General features: G+C 63.5%; 10 protein-coding genes. 6 read left to right on the forward strand and 4 right to left on the reverse strand.

Annotated features, from left to right (window positions below):
- Positions 1-490 precede the first annotated feature (490 nt).
- The 3 genes from LMG28727_RS08675 to hrcA form a co-directional block, all read right to left on the reverse strand.
- On the reverse strand, positions 491-898 hold the full coding sequence (locus LMG28727_RS08675; protein WP_201641871.1) for an RNA-binding S4 domain-containing protein: 408 nt from the start codon (positions 896-898) through the stop codon (positions 491-493).
- Complete coding sequence (hemH, locus tag LMG28727_RS08680) at positions 895-1,977, reverse strand: ferrochelatase (protein WP_201641872.1); 1,083 nt, start codon at positions 1,975-1,977, stop codon at positions 895-897. The genes LMG28727_RS08675 and hemH overlap by 4 nt, the downstream gene beginning before the upstream one ends.
- A 188-nt stretch (positions 1,978-2,165) precedes the next feature.
- A complete protein-coding gene (gene hrcA, locus LMG28727_RS08685; protein ID WP_201641873.1) occupies positions 2,166-3,185 on the reverse strand; it encodes a heat-inducible transcriptional repressor HrcA in 1,020 nt (339 codons plus the stop codon).
- A gap of 210 nt (positions 3,186-3,395) precedes the next feature.
- On the opposite strand from hrcA, the gene LMG28727_RS08690 reads away from it, so the two are divergent.
- Positions 3,396-4,298: an NAD kinase gene (locus tag LMG28727_RS08690; RefSeq protein ID WP_201641874.1), complete on the forward strand. Its 903-nt coding sequence runs from the start codon at positions 3,396-3,398 to the stop codon at positions 4,296-4,298.
- Positions 4,299-4,373: 75 nt separating this feature from the next.
- A complete protein-coding gene (gene recN, locus LMG28727_RS08695; RefSeq protein WP_201641875.1) occupies positions 4,374-6,044 on the forward strand; it encodes a DNA repair protein RecN in 1,671 nt (556 codons plus the stop codon).
- 217 nt (positions 6,045-6,261) lie between these two features.
- Here recN and glnE read toward each other — a convergent pair whose 3' ends face one another.
- Positions 6,262-9,066, reverse strand: coding sequence for a bifunctional [glutamate--ammonia ligase]-adenylyl-L-tyrosine phosphorylase/[glutamate--ammonia-ligase] adenylyltransferase (gene glnE / locus LMG28727_RS08700; protein ID WP_201641876.1), 2,805 nt, complete (start codon positions 9,064-9,066; stop codon positions 6,262-6,264).
- Positions 9,067-9,251: 185 nt separating this feature from the next.
- Between glnE and LMG28727_RS08705 the strand changes: the two genes are divergently transcribed.
- The 4 genes from LMG28727_RS08705 (at position 9,252) to aroG (ending at position 17,454) form a co-directional block, all read left to right on the forward strand.
- On the forward strand, positions 9,252-13,448 hold the full coding sequence (locus LMG28727_RS08705; RefSeq protein WP_201641877.1) for a YhdP family protein: 4,197 nt from the start codon (positions 9,252-9,254) through the stop codon (positions 13,446-13,448).
- Positions 13,449-13,589: 141 nt separating this feature from the next.
- Complete coding sequence (locus tag LMG28727_RS08710) at positions 13,590-14,453, forward strand: carbon-nitrogen hydrolase family protein (RefSeq protein ID WP_201641878.1); 864 nt, start codon at positions 13,590-13,592, stop codon at positions 14,451-14,453.
- A gap of 86 nt (positions 14,454-14,539) precedes the next feature.
- Positions 14,540-16,006, forward strand: coding sequence for a metalloprotease TldD (gene tldD / locus LMG28727_RS08715; protein ID WP_201641879.1), 1,467 nt, complete (start codon positions 14,540-14,542; stop codon positions 16,004-16,006).
- A 374-nt stretch (positions 16,007-16,380) separates the two neighbouring features.
- A complete protein-coding gene (gene aroG / locus LMG28727_RS08720; RefSeq protein WP_201641880.1) occupies positions 16,381-17,454 on the forward strand; it encodes a 3-deoxy-7-phosphoheptulonate synthase AroG in 1,074 nt (357 codons plus the stop codon).
- The last annotated feature ends 186 nt before the right edge of the window (positions 17,455-17,640 follow it).

Here is a 17,640-nt window from a genome sequence, read left to right on the forward strand (position 1 = left end):
AACAGTGGCGGCAGTACGTGAACATAGTGCGATTTGTGCGTTGCAAAATCGCGACACATCGTTCCACGCAAAGCTGCATAACGAAACGGCAGATGGGGCCGGAAAGACCCATTTCAAGCGGGTCTCCCCGTTCTTTTCACACTGCCGCGATCCAGGCGAAATCCGCCGTTACAACCATTCATGCGGCGCAATCAGATTGAGATTGAGGGAAGCCAGCAAGTGGCCTATGCTCCAATAAAGCGTCGAAAAAGACACGTTAACCCTAATCTGACGTCTACCTTACCGGCATTTTGCATTACCACCTGATTTACCCGCTTCAAGCCCGTTTCAATACCGAATCTTCCCAAGGGGAGTACCGTGAAACTGACCTTTGCAATCGGGGTGGTCGCATTGGTTCTGATTGCGGGCACCACCACAATCTGCATGTCCGGGGCGGTCAACGATCACACCACTGAGTACGGCGGTGTGCACGCGACCATTGAGCAGTTGTTCAATCCCCACCAGAAAATCTGTCGATAGTGCGCCGGTCGCGCTTGGTCGGGCGCCCGTGCAAAGCGGCGGCCGGCTCGCGATACGTCTTGCGGCGTTCCTGCTCGACCTGCCGCTTCACCTTGCTTTCTTCGGTCTCGGCGTAGAGCGTCTGTGCGACACTCGCCGGGCCGCGCACGTCGCACACGCCTAGCACTTCCACCTGCCACACAATCCGCTCGATTTCGACCTCGACCAGATCGCCGACCCGCACTTCCTTAGCCGGCTTGACGCTGGCTCCGCCGATCAGCACATGGCCTTTGTCGACTGCATCTGCCGCTAGCGAGCGCGTCTTGAAGAAGCGCGCCGCCCAAAGCCATTTGTCGATGCGCAGCTTCGCGCCCGCTTCGGTTGATATTTTGTAGTTCATCCGCCTGCTCCACTCCCACTGGTGTGTGGCACCGGCACGGCCTGCACAGGCCAGCCCTGCAGATTCTGCGCGACGATTTCGCCGAGCGCGGCGATCCACGGTTGCGAGGCGTTCAGACACGCAATGCGGTGAAACTCCTTGCCGCCCGCATGCAGAAACTCGTCACGCACTTCCATGCCGATTTCTTCAATCGTTTCGAGGCAGTCGGCAGTGAAACCCGGACAGAACACGTCGGCACGTCGCACACCCGCTGCACCCAGTTCCTTCAGTGTGGGCGCGGTGTACGGTTGCAGCCATTCAGCCTTGCCGAAACGCGACTGGAAGGTGATGCGGCATTCCACTGGCGTCAGTTCGAGCGCCTGCATCAGCAACGCGCCGGTCTGCTGGCATTGCTCGTGGTAGGGATCGCCCAGATCGAGCGTGCGCTTGGGCACACCGTGAAAGCTCAGCACGAGTTTGTCACCCGCAGCGAAATCCGGCCGGCCATGCTGATGCCAATATTGATGCACCTGTGCGGCCAACGCGGCAATGTACGCCGGATGATCGGCGTACTGGCGCAGCGTGCGGATTTCCGGCTGATTGCGCATGCGTTTCATCGCGGCGAAAGCGTCATCGAAAGCCGTGGCCGTGGTCGACGACGAGTATTGCGGATACATAGGCACCAGCAGCACGCGCTCGACACCGGCGAGTTTCAGCTGGTTCAGCATGGCCGGGATGCCTGGCGTGCCATAGCGCATCGCGTAGTCGACCAGCACCGTGTAGTCGTTCAAATGCAGCAGATGGCGCAAGCCTTCCACCTGCTTTTCCGTATAGACGCGCAATGGCGAGCCTTCCGGCATCCAGACCGCCGCGTACTTTTTCGCCGAGCTACGACTGCGAAACGGCAAGATCAGCAGACGCAGGATGATCTGCCACAGCAGCGCCGGAATCTCGACCACCCGCGGATCGGACAGAAACTGCGCGAGATAGCGTCGGACTGCGCGCGGCGTCGGCGCGTCGGGCGTGCCGAGATTGATCAGCAGCACGGCGACACGATGTGACGTGGCGTTCTGTGAAGGCCGCTCGAGGTCGAAGCGCATAGGCAGCGGAGGTCACCGCTTGGGGCGGCGAGTCGGATTCAGGAGAGATTCATTATAGCGGCGCAGGTCGTGCCCGGATCCCCAGGCACCCCTGGCCATTCGGCCGATTGGCAAGCCGCGCGGTCTCGCGCATCATTTGCAACACGGCTTCGACGCGTCCGGCCTGCTCTCGCAAGGAGCGCCAGGCATTACTGCTGGCTGAGCGTCAGCGAAAGTAGCCGTGCAGTGATGTCGACAATCGGAATCACGCGGTTGTAGGCCATACGGGTGGGTCCGATCACGCCGAGCGTGCCGACGATCTTGCCGTTCACCTCGTACGGCGCGGTGACGACGCTCATTTCTTCGATCGGCACGAGGTTCGACTCCCCGCCGATGAAAATCTGCACGCCCGCCGCATGACTCGACACGTCGAGCAACTGAAGGAGACTGGTCTTTTGATCGAACACATCGAACAGCTTGCGCAGCCGCGCCATGTCCGACGAAAGATCGGCAACTTCGAGCAGATTGCGCTCGCCGGAAATCAGCACGGTCTCGCCGGTATCGGCTTCGTCGGTGCTGGCGGTGACGGCCGCGTGCATCAGCGTGGTCATGTCGCCGCGCAGTTCGTCGATTTCCTCGCGCAGACGGCGGCGCACGTCGTCGAACGACAGGCCCGCAAAATGCGCGTTGATGTAATTGGAGGCCTCGACCAGTTGCGACGGCGAGAAGTCACGCTGGGTCGCCATGATGCGGTTCTGCACGTCGCCCTCGGGCGTCACGATGATCAGCAGGATGCGCTTGTCGGACAAACGCATGAACTCGATCTGCTTGAAGACGTGGCTGCGCCGCGGCGTAAGAACCACCCCGGCGAACTGCGACAGGCTGGACAGCACGCTGGCTGCCGCCGCGACGATTTTTTGCGGCTCCCCACCCTGCAGCGTGGTTTTGACGGTGCGCATCACGGCTTCTTCGTCTGCAGCGGATTCGACCGTCAGCATCGTGTCGACAAAGAGGCGATAGCCACGCGGGGTGGGAATGCGGCCCGCGGAAGTGTGCGGGCTGATCACGAGCCCCAGGTCCTCGAGATCGGACATCACGTTGCGGATCGTGGCCGGGCTCAGTTCGAGGCCCGAATAACGTGACAACGTGCGAGAGCCGACCGGCTGACCTTCGGCGATATATCGCTCAATCAGCGTTTTGAGGAGGGTTTGTGCGCGAGGATCTAGCATGAGGGAAAATTTTAGCTCAATGACGCGACAACCGCGAGCGCCAGCGGCGCTCACTCCTGACGAATCTGCCGCCAGTTGTCGGCGCGCATGTCATCAAGGCTTCACCATTCTAACGATAATCGCGACATGCGCTGACAGCCTGTGTGAGCCGGCTCACTACCGGGTCTGTCAGCGGTTCTTTTCAGGCCCTACCTATGGTGTAATGCCGGCATGCAAGTGACCAGCCAGTTCAAGACCGTCGCGCTCGTCGGGCGCAACAATACGCCGGGCATCGGTGAGCCGCTGACCGCGCTCGCCTCGTGCATCGCGAAGCGCGGCTTCGAAGTCGTGTTCGAAGCCGACACCGCAGCCGAAATCGGCGTCACCGACTATCCGGCGCTCCGTCCCGCCGAGATCGGCGCGCGCGCCGACGTGGCCGTCGTGCTGGGCGGCGACGGCACGATGCTGGGCATCGGCCGTCAACTCGCGCCCTACCGCACTCCGCTCATCGGCATCAATCATGGGCGGCTGGGCTTCATTACCGATATCCCGATCTCCGATATGCGCGAGATCGTGCCGCAAATGCTGGCCGGCAAATTCGAGCGTGAAGAACGTGTGCTGCTCGAAGCGCGGATCATGCGCGGCGGCAATCCGATCTATCACGCGCTGGCCTTCAACGACGTGGTGGTCAACCGCAGCGGCTTCTCCGGCATGGCCGAACTGCATGTGTCGGTGGACGGCCGCTTCATGTACAACCAGCGCTCGGACGGGCTGATTGTCGCCACGCCGACCGGCTCGACCGCTTACGCGCTGTCGTCGCAGGGGCCGATTCTGCATCCGCAATTGCAGGGCATCGTGCTGGTGCCGATCGCGCCGCACGCGTTGTCGAACCGCCCTATCGTGCTGCCGGACGACTCGAAAGTGAGCATCCAGATCGTGTCCGGGCGTGAAGTGAACGTCAATTTCGACATGCAGTCGTTCACGTCGCTCGAGTTGGGCGACACGATCGAGGTGCGCCGCTCGCGTCATACGGTGCCGATGCTGCATCCGGTCGGCTACAGCCATTACGCCACGCTGCGTAAAAAGCTGCACTGGAACGAATACCCGTCGCACGAAGAAGACCCCAAGCCCTGAGCGGCGAAGTAACGCTGGACGCCAACGCAGTCGCCGCTGCCGGAACCTGAATTTCAAGCTCATCAGACGACTTCCATGCTTCGCCACCTCTCGATACGCGACTTCGTCATCGTCGCCGCGCTCGACCTCGAATTCGACAGCGGCTTTTCTGTTTTTTCAGGCGAAACCGGCGCCGGCAAATCGATCCTGATCGACGCGCTGGCGCTCGCGCTCGGCGCCCGCGCCGATGCCAACGTCGTACGCAACGGCGAGAGCCGCGCCGACATCACGGCCGAGTTCGAGACCCATGCGCTGGTTGATCAATGGCTCGACGAGCAGGCGCTCGCCGCAACCGCCGACGACGGCCATCACGGCGGCACCGTCATGCTGCGGCGCGTCGTGGATGCCAATGGCCGCTCGCGGGCGTTCATCAATGGCACCGCGGCGACGCTTACGCAGTTGCGCGAAGTCGGTGAAATGCTGGTGGACATTCACGGCCAGCATGCGCATCAGTTACTCATGCGCCCGGACGCTCAACGCGAATTGTTCGACACTCACGCCGGCCTTGCCGACACGGCGGCGACCGTCACCCGGGCATGGCGCACGTGGCGCGAGACGGTCCAGGCCGTCGAGCATGCGCAGACACGCGACCGTGAGTTGCAACTAGAGCGCGAGCGTCTCGCCTGGCAACTGACCGAACTCGACAAACTGTCGCCGCAACCGGGCGAATGGGAAGAGGTCAACGCCGAGCATCGGCGGCTCTCGCATTCGGCCAATCTGATCGACGGCGTGCAAGGGGCACTCGGCGCGCTGTCCGAATCGGACGAGGCGATGATCACGCATCTGGCGTCGATCGTGTCGAAGGTGCGCGATCTCGCGGAAATCGACCCCGCGTTGAACGACGTGCTGGCCGCACTTGAACCCGCTGAAATCCAGCTGCAGGAAGCCGCGTATTCGTTGAGTCATTACGCGCAACGGCTCGAACTCGATCCGGACCGGCTCGCGCAGGTTGAAAAGCGTCTCGACGCGTTGCACTCGGCGGCACGCAAATTCCGTCTGCAACCGGAAACGTTGCCCGATGAACATCAGGCAAGACGCACGCAACTGGCCGCGCTCGACGCCGCAGCGGATCTCGACAGCCTGCACGCCGCCGCGGCCAAGGCCAAAGAAGCCTTCGTGACTGAAGCAAAGAAACTGTCGAAAGCACGCGCGAAGGCGGGCAACGCATTGGGCGCAGCGGTCACCACCGGCATGCAGGAACTGTCGATGAAAGGCGGCAGTTTCGAAGTCGCACTAGTGCCGCTGCCCGAAGGCGGTGCACATGGATTGGAACAGGTCGAGTTCCGTGTCGCCGGTCACGCCGGTGTGCCGCTGCGGCCGCTGGCGAAGGTTGCGTCAGGCGGCGAACTGGCGCGGATCAGTCTGGCGCTCGCGGTCATTGCCAGCGCCGCAAGCCCCACGCCGACGCTGATCTTCGACGAAGTGGATACCGGAATTGGCGGCGGTGTCGCCGAAGTGGTCGGACGGTTGTTGCATCAGCTTGGACAAGCCCGCCAGGTGTTGTGCGTGACGCACCTGCCGCAGGTTGCAGCTCGTGGCGACCATCATTTCCAGGTTGCGAAAGCGGGCAATGGCAAAGGCGGCACGGTGAGCAGCGTGACATCGCTGGACAAGGCGAGCCGTGTCGAAGAAGTCGCGCGGATGCTCGGCGGTCTCGAAATTACCGCGACGACGCGTAAGCACGCGAAGGAAATGCTGGCGGCTTAACAGGTGGACGACCTGGGTTGTCGCGCATCCCGCGTAAGCGGTTGCACAAGCTAAACCACCCATATCCGGGACGGCACCTGATGACGTCCCGGTCTGTGTGAAAAGTTGCGGGCCAACACACAAACCGGGATTCGTAGGCGCCCTCTGCGCACCACGTTATGGGCTGAACAACAGCGAAAGCCCGGCCACCGCCTGATCAAGCGGCCGGCGTCCACCCTCACTCAAACACCCGCCTCCACAACCCCAGCACGACTTCCCGCTCGGTCTTCACCAGCCCGGGGTCGACCCGCGCCTTTTCCATCCCGTCCAGCCGCAGTTTGTGCTGCAACTTGCGGTACGTGCGATACGCGGCGCCCACCGTTTCCGCCTCCGCTTCGCTCATCAGCCCAAAGCGCGACACCTCGCGCAGCAACGCGATGTTCCCCGTGTTGCGGATCAGTTCAGGATCGCTGGCCGCGTGCAGCAACACCCAGTACTGGACGGTAAATTCGATATCCACCATCCCGCCGCGATCGTGCTTCAGATCGAATAACCCCGGCGTGTGGTTCGGATGTCCCGCCTCGACGCGCTCGCGCATCTCGACGATCTCCTTCGCGAGCGGTCCGGCCTCGCGCGGCGTGGTCAGCACCTGTTCGCGGATCGCCTCGAATTTCGCGCCGATGTCGACATCGCCCGCACAGAAACGCGCACGGCTCAGCGCCTGGTGCTCCCAGACCCAGGCGGTGTTAGCCGCATCGCCCTCGCGCAGCTGATAGCGGCGGAACGCGTCCAGATCGGTAACGAGCAACCCCGACTCGCCGTTCGGCCGCAGCCGCAAGTCGACGTCGAACAGCGTGCCTGCGCCGGTCGCGGTCGTCAGCCACGTGATCAGGCGGCGAGTGTACGTCGCGTAGACATCGGCGGCGGCATCGTCAGCATCGTCGTACAGGAAGATCACGTCGAGGTCGGACGCGTAGCCCAACTCCTTGCCGCCCAGCTTGCCGTACGCGATCACCGCGAAGCGCGGCACCTCGCGATGGCGTTTGGGCAACTGCTTCCAGACCGCTTCGAGCGTGACGTCGAGCACCGCGTCGGCGAGTTCGGACAGCCGGTCGCTCACATGCTCGACGCTCAGCCTGCCCGCGAGGTCGATCAGCAGAATGCGGAATACTTCGGCCTGGTGCGCATGGCGCAGCAGGTCCATCTGTTGTTCGACGCCGTCGGCGGCGGCCAGACGCAGGCGCAGCGTGCGCTTGAACTCGGGCCAGTCGAACGGGCTGTTGATCGCTTCATCGTCCAGCAACTCGTCGAGCAATTGCGGATGGCGAATCAGATAACCCGCCGCCCATCGCGAACCGCCCAGCACCGACAACACCTGATGCAGCGCCTGCGGATATTCGGTCAGCAACGCCAGATAGGCACCGCGCCGGCTCACGGCTTCGAGCAGGTCGAAGAAGCGCACGACCGTATTGCCCCGCCGCTCGGGCGGCTCCAGCGTGCGCGCCGCTTCCAGCGCCCGCTGCGCGACGATATCGAAGCGTTGCCGGCTGCGCTCGGCAAGTCCCGTATAGCGCGACGACTGCCATACCGCGCGCAATCGCGTCAGCAGATCGCCAGGTTCGGCCACGCCGAGTTCGATCAGCCGTGCGCGCAACGCTTCGTCGGCGCTGTCGTCGGCGAGCGCGCTGCTCCAGACCCATGCGGCCGCACCGTCTTCCGGCGCACCGCAGCCGTCGCGGCCGCTCACCTTGTCGGCGAAAATCTGGTCGAACTGCTGCTCGACGAACTCGCGATGCGCGTCGAGTCTGACCATCAACGCCGCGTAGTCGTCGCAGCCCATTGCCTGAGCAAGCGCAACACGTTCCTCGGGATCGACCGGCATTGCGTGAGTCTGTGCATCGTTACGGTATTGCAGACGATGCTCCAGCTCGCGCAGAAACCGGTAAGCCTGCGAAAGTTTCACGCACACCGAGGTATCCAGCAGTCCATGCGTGGCCGCGTGCCGCAACACGGCAAGCGTCGGCCGCACGCGAAAACCCGCATCCTGACCGCCGCGGATCAACTGGAACACCTGCGCGCTAAATTCGATTTCGCGGATACCGCCGCGCCCGAGCTTGATGTCGTCGGCCTTGTCGGGCCGCATCGACGCGCGGCGCTGCGCCTCCTGGCGAATCTGTAGATGCAGCGCGCGGATCGCGCTGATCACGCCGAAGTCGAGATAGCGGCGATAAACGAACGGCGTGACGATCGCGTCGAGTTGCTTCTGCAGGCGCTGCGCCGCGGGGCTGGCGCCTTCGGACACCATCCGGCCTTTGATCCACGCATAGCGCTCCCACTCGCGGCCCTGTACGTAGAAATATTCTTCGAGCATGCCGAGACTGCAGACGAGCGGTCCCGAATCGCCGTTCGGCCGCAAACGCATGTCGACACGGAACACGTAGCCGTCGGCGGTTACTTCGGCCAGTGCGCCGATCAGGCGTTTGCCGAGACGCGTAAAAAAGTCCTGCGTGGCAATCGGCGAACGTTGACCGCCCGCTGTCTCACCATCGTCTTCATAAACAAAGATCAGGTCGATATCAGACGACACGTTCAGCTCACGTCCGCCCAGTTTGCCCATGCCCACGACGCCGAGCGCGAGCCGCTCGCCCTGCGGGCCGCGCGGCTCGCCGTACAGCGTTTCGAGTTCAGCGGACAGCACCGCGAGCGAGCGCTGGATCGTCGTTTCCGCAAGATCGGTCATCGCGCCGGTGACTTCGGCAACGTCGGCCTCCCCCGCCAGGTCGCGTTCCATCACCGCGCAAAACACTTCCGTGCGCAATTGGCGCAGCGCCCGTTTGAGCGCATCCTCGCTCAACAGCACGCCCGCCACGCCGGCCGCACCCGCGGCCTCGGCGCACAACGCATCGAAGCGCGCGTCGATACGCTCGCGGCTCAATGGCGCCGACGCAAGCGCCGCGACCTGCGCGACGAGTGGCGGACGGGCCGCGGCGGCACGCGCCGCGTAGTGTGAATAGCTGGAACTCAGCAGAGTGGCGTCAGTCATCAAGGGTCAGGCTCGCTCGTTGCTTGATAGCGTTATTCAGTTAGCTGCAACACCAGAGAAAGTTAGCCCGGCGCTCACGGCGAGGCGGCACGTAGACAGGGTTTGCAGGAAGTCCGCCGACGCTTTCTCGTGTGTTACATTTCGTCGTTAATTCGCAAAACTACCATACGCCCACCCGCCGCAGCATGTCCGAGCGAAACGAATCCGCCGACCCGCACGAAACCGGGCAGGTCCGGCCTGTGAGCGGAAGCGACCACATTGTGCTGCGTCGGATTTTTCGCGTGGCGCTGGCGCTCGCGCTGGTCCTCTACTTTATAGCGACGGGTCTGTTTCTCGGCTTGCGCTATATCGTGTTGCCGCGCGTCGATTCGTTCCGGCCTCGCATCGAAGCCGCTGTCTCCGACAAACTGCGCACGCAGTTCACCATTGGCAAGCTCGCGCCGCACTGGAGCGGCTTTCAGCCGGGTCTCGACGTGACGAACCTCGTCATCCGCGACCACGAAGGGCAGCCCGCACTCACCATTCCGCACGCCACCGCCACGCTCTCATGGAAGTCGCTGTGGCAGTTTCATCCGGCGCTCTCCAGCCTGATCGTCGACCAGCCGGACGTGCTGGTGTCGCGCACCAGTGACGGCGTGATGTCAGTGGCCGGTGTGCCGATTCCGACCCGCCATAGCGGCAACGACACGTTGTCCACCTGGCTTTTGCGCCAGCAGGCCATCGTGGTGCGCGGCGCTGTGCTGCGCTGGCGCGATGCGCAGCATGATGCACCGGAACTCGCACTGCGCAACATCCGGATCGCGATTCTCAACGACGGCTACGACCACCGGCTCGCGCTGCAAGCACCGCCCGACGGCCAGGTGCTGCGTGGTCCGATCGATTTCCGCACGTATTTCCGGCACGCGCCGCTCTCCGCGATCGGCAAGCCGATCAACTGGACGGGCCAGGCCTATGTGTCGACGGGCCCGGTCGATCTGCCCGCGCTGGCACGCTACGTCAATTTCCCGATCGAGACCTTCGCCGGCCGCGTCGACAATGCAATCTGGATCGACTTCACCGACGGCCGCATGAAGGCCGCGAGCGGACAACTGAACGGGATGGACGTCGCGTTACGCGTACATCCGACCCAGCCGAAGCTGCTGCTGCCGGTCGCTCACTTCTCATGGCATCTGGCAGCCGAGGGCGACGACTACCAGCTGCAACTGAAGGATGTCCGCGCCGAACTCGGCCAGCCGCCGCTCGACGACGGCACGCCGCTCACCCGCACACTGGTTTTTTCGACCCTGAACGGGCGCTACCGGATGGCCTCGCAGCAACATGGCCAGCTCGTCAGTGTCAGCGGCGATCGCGTCGATCTGGGCATCCTCGCCGAATTCAGCCGGGCGTTGCCGCTGCCTAAGCGTCTGCTGAACAATCTCGTGCGCTTCAATCCACGTGGCCTCGTCGCTAACTACGTGATCGAAGTCGAGCGCGGCAAACCGGAATCCGGCGAGGCGGGCAGCGACCACCGGCCGACCGGCGCGGAGCCGATCGAGCGTTATCGCTTCAAGGGCGACCTGCAAGGTATCAGCGTCGCCGCCCAGGAACCGCCGCCGGGGCTTACGCCGTTGAACCACCCGCGCGCAGGCATTCCCGGCATCGAAAATCTGTGGGGCAGCGTCGATGCCGACGAAAATCGCGGCACCGCGATTCTCGACACCTCCAACGTGGCCATCACGCTGCCGGGCGTGTTCGACGACCCGCGTCTGAAGCTCGACCGTCTGCATGGCCGCGCCGACTGGACCATGGGGCCTAAGGCGCCAGGCGAAAACCATCCGGCGTTCAGCGTGAAGCTGGCCGACTTCGGCGTGTCGAACGCGGACGTCGCGGCTACTGCTTCCGCCAGCTACAGCAACCCGGGCCACGGACGCGGTTCGCTCGACCTGAAAGCCGACTTCCAGCGCGCGCAGGTCACGCGCATCTACCGCTACCTGCCCACCAGCATCAGCGAGAAGTTGCGCATCTATCTCAGCCACGGCCTGCAGGCCGGCATGTCGCACGGCGCGATGATCGAAGTGCACGGCGATCTGACCAAATTCCCGTACGCGCGCGACCCGAGCGCCGGCATCTTCCGTGTCTACGCGCCGTTCAAGGGCGGCAAGTTCGACCCGTCGCCGTACCCGCCGCGCAACATGCGTAACGGCACGCCGAACGTGTGGCCGCCGCTGGACGGCATCGACGGCGTGTTCGAACTCAAACAGAACGTGATGCGCTTCGATATCAATCGCGGGCATTACAAGCGGGTTGCGCTCAGCGGCGTCAACGGCAAGATCGAGGACCTCGGCACCAAGGCGTCGAACCTCATCATCCAGGGCAACGGACGCGGGCCGCTTGCCGACATGCTCGACTATGTGAACGACAGCTCGCTCGGCATCATGGCCAAGCATCAGACCGAGAAGATTCGCGCCGAAGGACGGGCGTCGCTCGCGCTGAAGCTGACCATTCCGCGCACGCCGAAGCCGCACATCGGCGTGGAAGGCGCGGTCGGCTTCGTGAACAACCGGCTCAGCGTGGAGAACGCGCCGCCGCTGTCGCAACTGAACGGCAAGGTGCAGTTCACCGAACATACCGCGCAGGTCGACCGGCTTTCCGGGCAGTTCCTCGGCGGCGACGTGCACGCCAACGGCGGCTTCCGGCAGAACGGCACGTATGCGCTGAATCTGAACGGCCATATTGCCGTCGATGCCGCTCGCGGGCTCAATCTGCACGGTCCCGCCGCGCAGGTTCTGACGCACATGAGCGGCAGTGCGCCGTACGCGCTGAACGTGCGCGGGGCCAAGGGGCAACTGCCGGAGGTGTCGGCGAACTCCGACCTGACCGGCCTCGCGCTCGATTTCCCCGCGCCGTTCAACAAGCCGGTCGGCGCGGCGATGCCGCTGCGCTTCGCGGTCAATCCGTCGCCAGCACCGGGTGAAGCCGGCCTGGAGCGCGCCGATCTGACCTTTGGGCCGGTCGCTGCGACCTATGTGCTGCGCTATCAGCCGAAAGCCGCGCCGACGGTGGTGCGCGGCGCGATCGGTGTCAACAAGCCCGCCGATCTGCCGGCCGACGGTGTGGTCGCCAACGTCGACGTGCAGGCGTTCGACGCCGATGCATGGCGCGCGCTCGTCACGCAGATGCGCAACCGCGACGCGCCCGCCACGCCCGTCGCGCCGGCCGCCCCCACTACGCCGAACCCTACCGTCGCGCAATTCCTGCCGAGCCGCTTCGCGCTGCATATCGACACGCTGACGCTGCTCAAGCGCCACTGGGACAACGTGATCGTCGGCGCGTCGCATGCCGATCGCCAGTGGCAGGCGAATATCGCGTCGAGCCAGGTGTCGGGCCACGTATCGTGGCTGCCAGGCGCGACCCGCGAGTCGCCGGGCGAATTGCAGGCGCGCTTTGCCCGCGTGGTGATCCCTTCGGTCGCCGACAAGGACCTGCTCGGCCCCGCCATGTCGGCGCCCGCGCAGAACATGCCGTCGATCGATCTGGTGGTCAACGAGCTGATCGTGCGAGACCGCAACATCGGCCGTCTCGAAGTCGACGCGCACAATTTCACCGAAGACGGCGTGCCGGTCTGGCAGCTCGACAAGCTCGACATCACCAATCCGGCCGCCAAGTTGACCGCAACCGCAAACTGGCGCACGTCGACCGGCGTAGACAACCCCGCTGACGAAGGCGAACAGCGCCGCACCGTGTTCGATTTCAAGCTCGATATCAAGGACGCGGGCGCGCTGCTCGAACAATTCGGCAAGCCGCGCACGATCAAGGCCGGCGAGGGCTCGCTGTCGGGCAGAATGGTGTGGCGCGGCGGCCCGGCTGCGATCGACTATCCGACGCTTAACGGCAATCTCGCCCTCGACCTGCGCCACGGCCAGATCCTGAAGATCGATCAGGGCGTGGCCACGCTGCTGGGCGTGCTGAGTCTGCAGAGCCTCGCGCGCTTCGTCACGCTCGATTTCCGCGATGTGATCGGCGAGGGTCTGCCGTTCAAGCAGGTGAGCGGCACCGCGCAGATTCACGACGGCATTGGCCGCACCGACAACTTCCAGTTGATCACCGCCCCGGCCCGCGCCGACATGACGGGCTCGATCGATCTCGCGCAGGAAACCCAGGATCTGCATGTGCATGTCGTGCCGACTGTCAGCGCCGGCGCCGGCGTGATCGCTGCGACGGTGATCAATCCGCTGTTCGGGCTGGGCGCGCTGGTGGCCGATCTGGCGCTCTCGCATTCGGTCTCGCACGTGTTCGCGCGCGACTACGCGATCACCGGCTCGTGGGCCAAGCCGCACGTCGAGCGGGTGAAGAGCGATCGCGGTAAGATGGACGCTCCAGCTTCGACCGTGGAAGCGCACTGAGTTTTTTGCTGGCCCTTTTGCCGGTTAGAGCGAAAGCGCGGTGCGTCGACGGCGGTCCCAGCCAGTCCTGAATGACATCAACGACGTAAGTGGCACACGCAGTGAGTGCCGCCGCCTTGCCGGGAGTTTTTCGAAACGCTCATGAGCGAAACACACGTCTCTCCACTTTCATCCGCCGGGGTGTCCAGCGGCCCTCCTGCCAGCAGCTTCCGTGTCGCCGCGTTGCAGATGGTGAGCAGGCCGGATCGCGAACGCAATCTGGCCGACGCGGAACGCCTGATCGCCGAAGCCGCCGCCGACGGCGCGCAACTCGTGCTGCTGCCCGAATATTTCTGCTTCATGGGTTTCAAGGACACGGACAAACTGGCCGTGCGCGAGCCTTATCAGGACGGCCCAATCCAGCGATTTCTCGCCGATGCCGCACGGCGTCACAATATCTGGGTGATTGGCGGCACGCTGCCAATCACTGCGCCGGAAGCGTCGCGTGTGCTGAACACTACGCTGGTGTTCGACCCGCAAGGCAACGAAGCCGCGCGCTACGACAAGATCCACCTGTTCAACTTCGAAAAAGGCCAGGAATCGTTCGACGAGGCGCGCACCATCCGCCCCGGTGAAGAAGTCCGCAGCTTCGAGGCGCCGTTCGGACGGGTCGGCCTGTCGGTCTGCTACGATTTGCGCTTCCCCGAGCTGTACCGGCGCATGGGCGACTGCGCGCTGATCGTGGTGCCGTCCGCGTTCACTTACACCACCGGCCGCGCGCATTGGGAAATGCTGCTGCGCGCGCGGGCGGTCGAAAACCAGTGTTATGTGCTGGCCGCGGCGCAAGGCGGTCAACACGAAAACGGCCGCCGCACCTGGGGCCACAGCATGCTGATCGACCCGTGGGGCGATATCGTCGCGGTGCGCGACGAGGGCGCTGGCGTGGTCGCCGGCAATCTCGAACGTGCACGCATCGACGAGGTGCGACAGAGCCTGCCCGCGTGGCGTCATCGTGTGCTGAGCTGAAACGACATTGAAACTGCGGCGCCCGTCACGCATATAGTGACTCGGGCGCTAACCGAATCCTCCGTATCGAGCAGAACATACTTCGCATGAACATCATCGAACCCGGTATCCGTAATCTCGCCACCGCCAAGGACATCCTCCTGACGCCCTACGGTCTCGACGAATCGCTGCTCACCCGCACGCTCGCCGAAATCTTCACGCACAAGATCGACTACGCGGACCTGTACTTCCAGTACACGCGCAGCGAAGCGTGGAGTCTCGAAGAAGGCATCGTGAAATCGGGCAGCTTCAGCATCGACCAGGGTGTTGGCGTGCGCGCCGTATCGGGCGACCGCACGGCCTTCGCGTATTCGGACGACCTCTCGCCCGAAGCGATCCGTCAGGCGGCGCTCGCCACCCGCTCGATTGCCAAGGCGGGCGGCGGCAAGCAGAAGATCAAGGCGGCCTCGTCGCTGACCGGCATTGCCGGACGCGATCTGTACCTGCCGTCCGACCCGCTCCATTCACTCGACGCCACCGCCAAGGTCAAGCTGCTCGAGCGCATCGAAAAGATGGCGCGCGGCCGTGATCCGCGCATCCAGCAAGTGATGGCGGGGCTCGCCGGTGAATACGACGTGGTGCTGGTCGCGCGCAGCGACGGCGGCTTTGCGGCCGACATCCGTCCGCTGGTGCGCGTGTCGGTGACCGTGATCGCCGAACAGAACGGCCGCCGCGAGATCGGCAGCGGCGGCGGCGGTGGCCGCTTCGACTACGGCTATTTCACCGACGAAGTGCTGTCGCGCTACGTCGACGACGCCGTGCATGCGGCTTTGGTGAACCTCGACGCGCGTCCGGCGCCGGCTGGCGCGATGACCGTCGTGCTCGGACCGGGCTGGCCCGGCGTGCTGCTGCACGAAGCGATCGGCCACGGGCTGGAAGGCGACTTCAACCGCAAGGGCTCGTCGGCATTCGCGGGACGCATCGGCGAACAGGTCGCCGCCAAGGGCGTCACCGTGGTCGACGACGGCACGCTGCCGAACCGCCGCGGCTCGCTCAATATCGACGACGAAGGCAACCCGACGCAGTGCACGACGCTGATCGAAGACGGCATCCTGAAGGGCTACATCCAGGACACGCTGAACGCGCGTCTGATGAAGATGCCGGTCACGGGCAACGCGCGCCGCGAGTCGTACGCCGCGCTGCCGATGCCGCGCATGACCAACACCTACATGCTCAACGGCGACAAGGACCCGCAGGAAATCATCCAGTCGGTGAAGAACGGCTTGTATGCGGTGAATTTCGGCGGTGGCCAGGTCGACATCACGAACGGCAAGTTTGTGTTCTCGGCGTCCGAGGCGTACATGATCGAAAACGGCAAAATCACGTACCCGGTGAAGGGCGCGACGCTGATCGGCAGCGGCCCGGAATCGCTGAAGTACGTCAGCATGATCGGCAACGACATGAAGCTCGATTCGGGCGTCGGCGTGTGTGGCAAGGAAGGCCAGAGCGTGCCGGTGGGCGTCGGTCAACCCACGCTGCGGATCGACCGGATGACGGTTGGCGGTACTGCCTGATTTTGAAGCAAACGCATACTTCGTGCATCAATCGCACGAAGTATGCGGATTTTCCGCATTTTTGTACGCTGCAGCTTGTCAACCGAGCTTCAGCAGGTTATAAAGTCACTCACCCTTTTTGACCAGCGACCTATTTCGCCATGTCCGCCAAGTTTTATTTTTACTTTTTTGGCTATCTCAGACCGCTGGCGGATCGAGAGGGGTGTTAGTGCACGCAACACCAAGAATTCCCGAAAAACCGCCAGCTAAGCCTGGCGGTTTTTTTTTCGCCTCATTCGTTTGAACCGTATCTGAAATTCTGTCGTTGAAACCTTTTTGATTGTTGTCCGCCGCTGCGCAGGCGAACACGCTAAGAACCGATTCAGGAGAACAACATGCCCCCGCACAACACCGACGATGTCCGTATTCGCGAATTGAAAGAACTCACGCCCCCCGCTCATCTGATCCGCGAATTCGCTTGCGACGAAACGGTGTCCAACGTGATCTACAACTCGCGCAACGCGATGCATCGGATCTTGCATGGCATGGAAGACCGGTTGATCGTCATCATCGGGCCGTGCTCGATTCACGATCCGAAAGCGGCGATGGAATACGCCGGTCGCCTGATCGAGCAACGCAAGCGTTTCGCTGGCGAACTCGAAATCGTGATGCGCGTGTACTTCGAAAAGCCGCGTACCACGGTAGGCTGGAAGGGCCTCATCAACGACCCGCACATGGATAACAGCTTCAAGATCAACGACGGCCTGCGCGCCGCCCGCGAACTGCTGTTGCGCATCAACGAACTGGGCCTGCCGGCCGGTACCGAATACCTCGATATGATCAGCCCGCAATACATCGCGGATCTGATCTCGTGGGGTGCGATCGGCGCGCGGACCACCGAGTCGCAGGTGCACCGCGAACTCGCGTCGGGCCTGTCGTGCCCGGTCGGCTTCAAGAACGGCACGGACGGCAACGTGAAGATCGCCGTCGACGCAATCAAGGCCGCTTCGCAGCCTCACCATTTCCTGTCGGTGACGAAGGGTGGCCACTCGGCGATCGTGTCGACGGCCGGCAACGAGGACTGCCACATCATTCTGCGCGGCGGCAAGACGCCGAACTACGACGCGGACAGCGTGAATGCGGCCTGCGCGGATATCGGCAAAGCAGGTCTCGCGGCGCGTCTGATGATCGACGCGAGCCACGCGAACAGCTCGAAGAAGCATGAAAACCAGATTCCGGTATGCGCGGATATCGGTCGTCAAATTGCTTCGGGTGACGAACGGATTGTCGGCGTGATGGTGGAATCGCACCTGGTGGCGGGTCGCCAGGACCTGCAGGAAGGCTGCGCGCTGACGTACGGCCAGAGCATCACCGACGCGTGCATCGGCTGGGACGAAAGCGTCGCCGTGCTGGAAGGTCTCGCGGAGGCGGTCAAGCAACGCCGTGTTGCGCGCGGCAGCGGCAACTAAGGGTAACTAGGGGGCAACTGGGCGCGGCCCAACTGCACTAGCGACCTCTTCTAAAAAAGGAAAGCCCGGCTCATTTGAACTGCACCCCAAAAGTTGGACACCCGTCCAACGATTTGGGGTGTTTTTTCATGAGCAGACATAGTGCGCAGTTCAAGCGTCGGGTTGTCAAAGACTATCTTTCAGGCC

Source organism: Paraburkholderia metrosideri (assembly GCF_904848625.1).
GTDB lineage: Bacteria > Pseudomonadota > Gammaproteobacteria > Burkholderiales > Burkholderiaceae > Paraburkholderia > Paraburkholderia metrosideri.

Excerpts from the sequence above, each read along its gene's own strand:
- LMG28727_RS08675 (WP_201641871.1), bottom strand. The coding sequence starts at position 898 with ATGAACTACAAAATATCAACCGAAGCGGGCGCGAAGCTGCGCATCGAC.
- hemH (WP_201641872.1), bottom strand. The coding sequence starts at position 1,977 with ATGCGCTTCGACCTCGAGCGGCCTTCACAGAACGCCACGTCACATCGT.
- hrcA (WP_201641873.1), bottom strand. The coding sequence starts at position 3,185 with ATGCTAGATCCTCGCGCACAAACCCTCCTCAAAACGCTGATTGAGCGA.
- LMG28727_RS08690 (WP_201641874.1), top strand. The coding sequence starts at position 3,396 with ATGCAAGTGACCAGCCAGTTCAAGACCGTCGCGCTCGTCGGGCGCAAC.
- recN (WP_201641875.1), top strand. The coding sequence starts at position 4,374 with ATGCTTCGCCACCTCTCGATACGCGACTTCGTCATCGTCGCCGCGCTC.
- glnE (WP_201641876.1), bottom strand. The coding sequence starts at position 9,066 with ATGACTGACGCCACTCTGCTGAGTTCCAGCTATTCACACTACGCGGCG.
- LMG28727_RS08705 (WP_201641877.1), top strand. The coding sequence starts at position 9,252 with ATGTCCGAGCGAAACGAATCCGCCGACCCGCACGAAACCGGGCAGGTC.
- LMG28727_RS08710 (WP_201641878.1), top strand. The coding sequence starts at position 13,590 with ATGAGCGAAACACACGTCTCTCCACTTTCATCCGCCGGGGTGTCCAGC.
- tldD (WP_201641879.1), top strand. The coding sequence starts at position 14,540 with ATGAACATCATCGAACCCGGTATCCGTAATCTCGCCACCGCCAAGGAC.
- aroG (WP_201641880.1), top strand. The coding sequence starts at position 16,381 with ATGCCCCCGCACAACACCGACGATGTCCGTATTCGCGAATTGAAAGAA.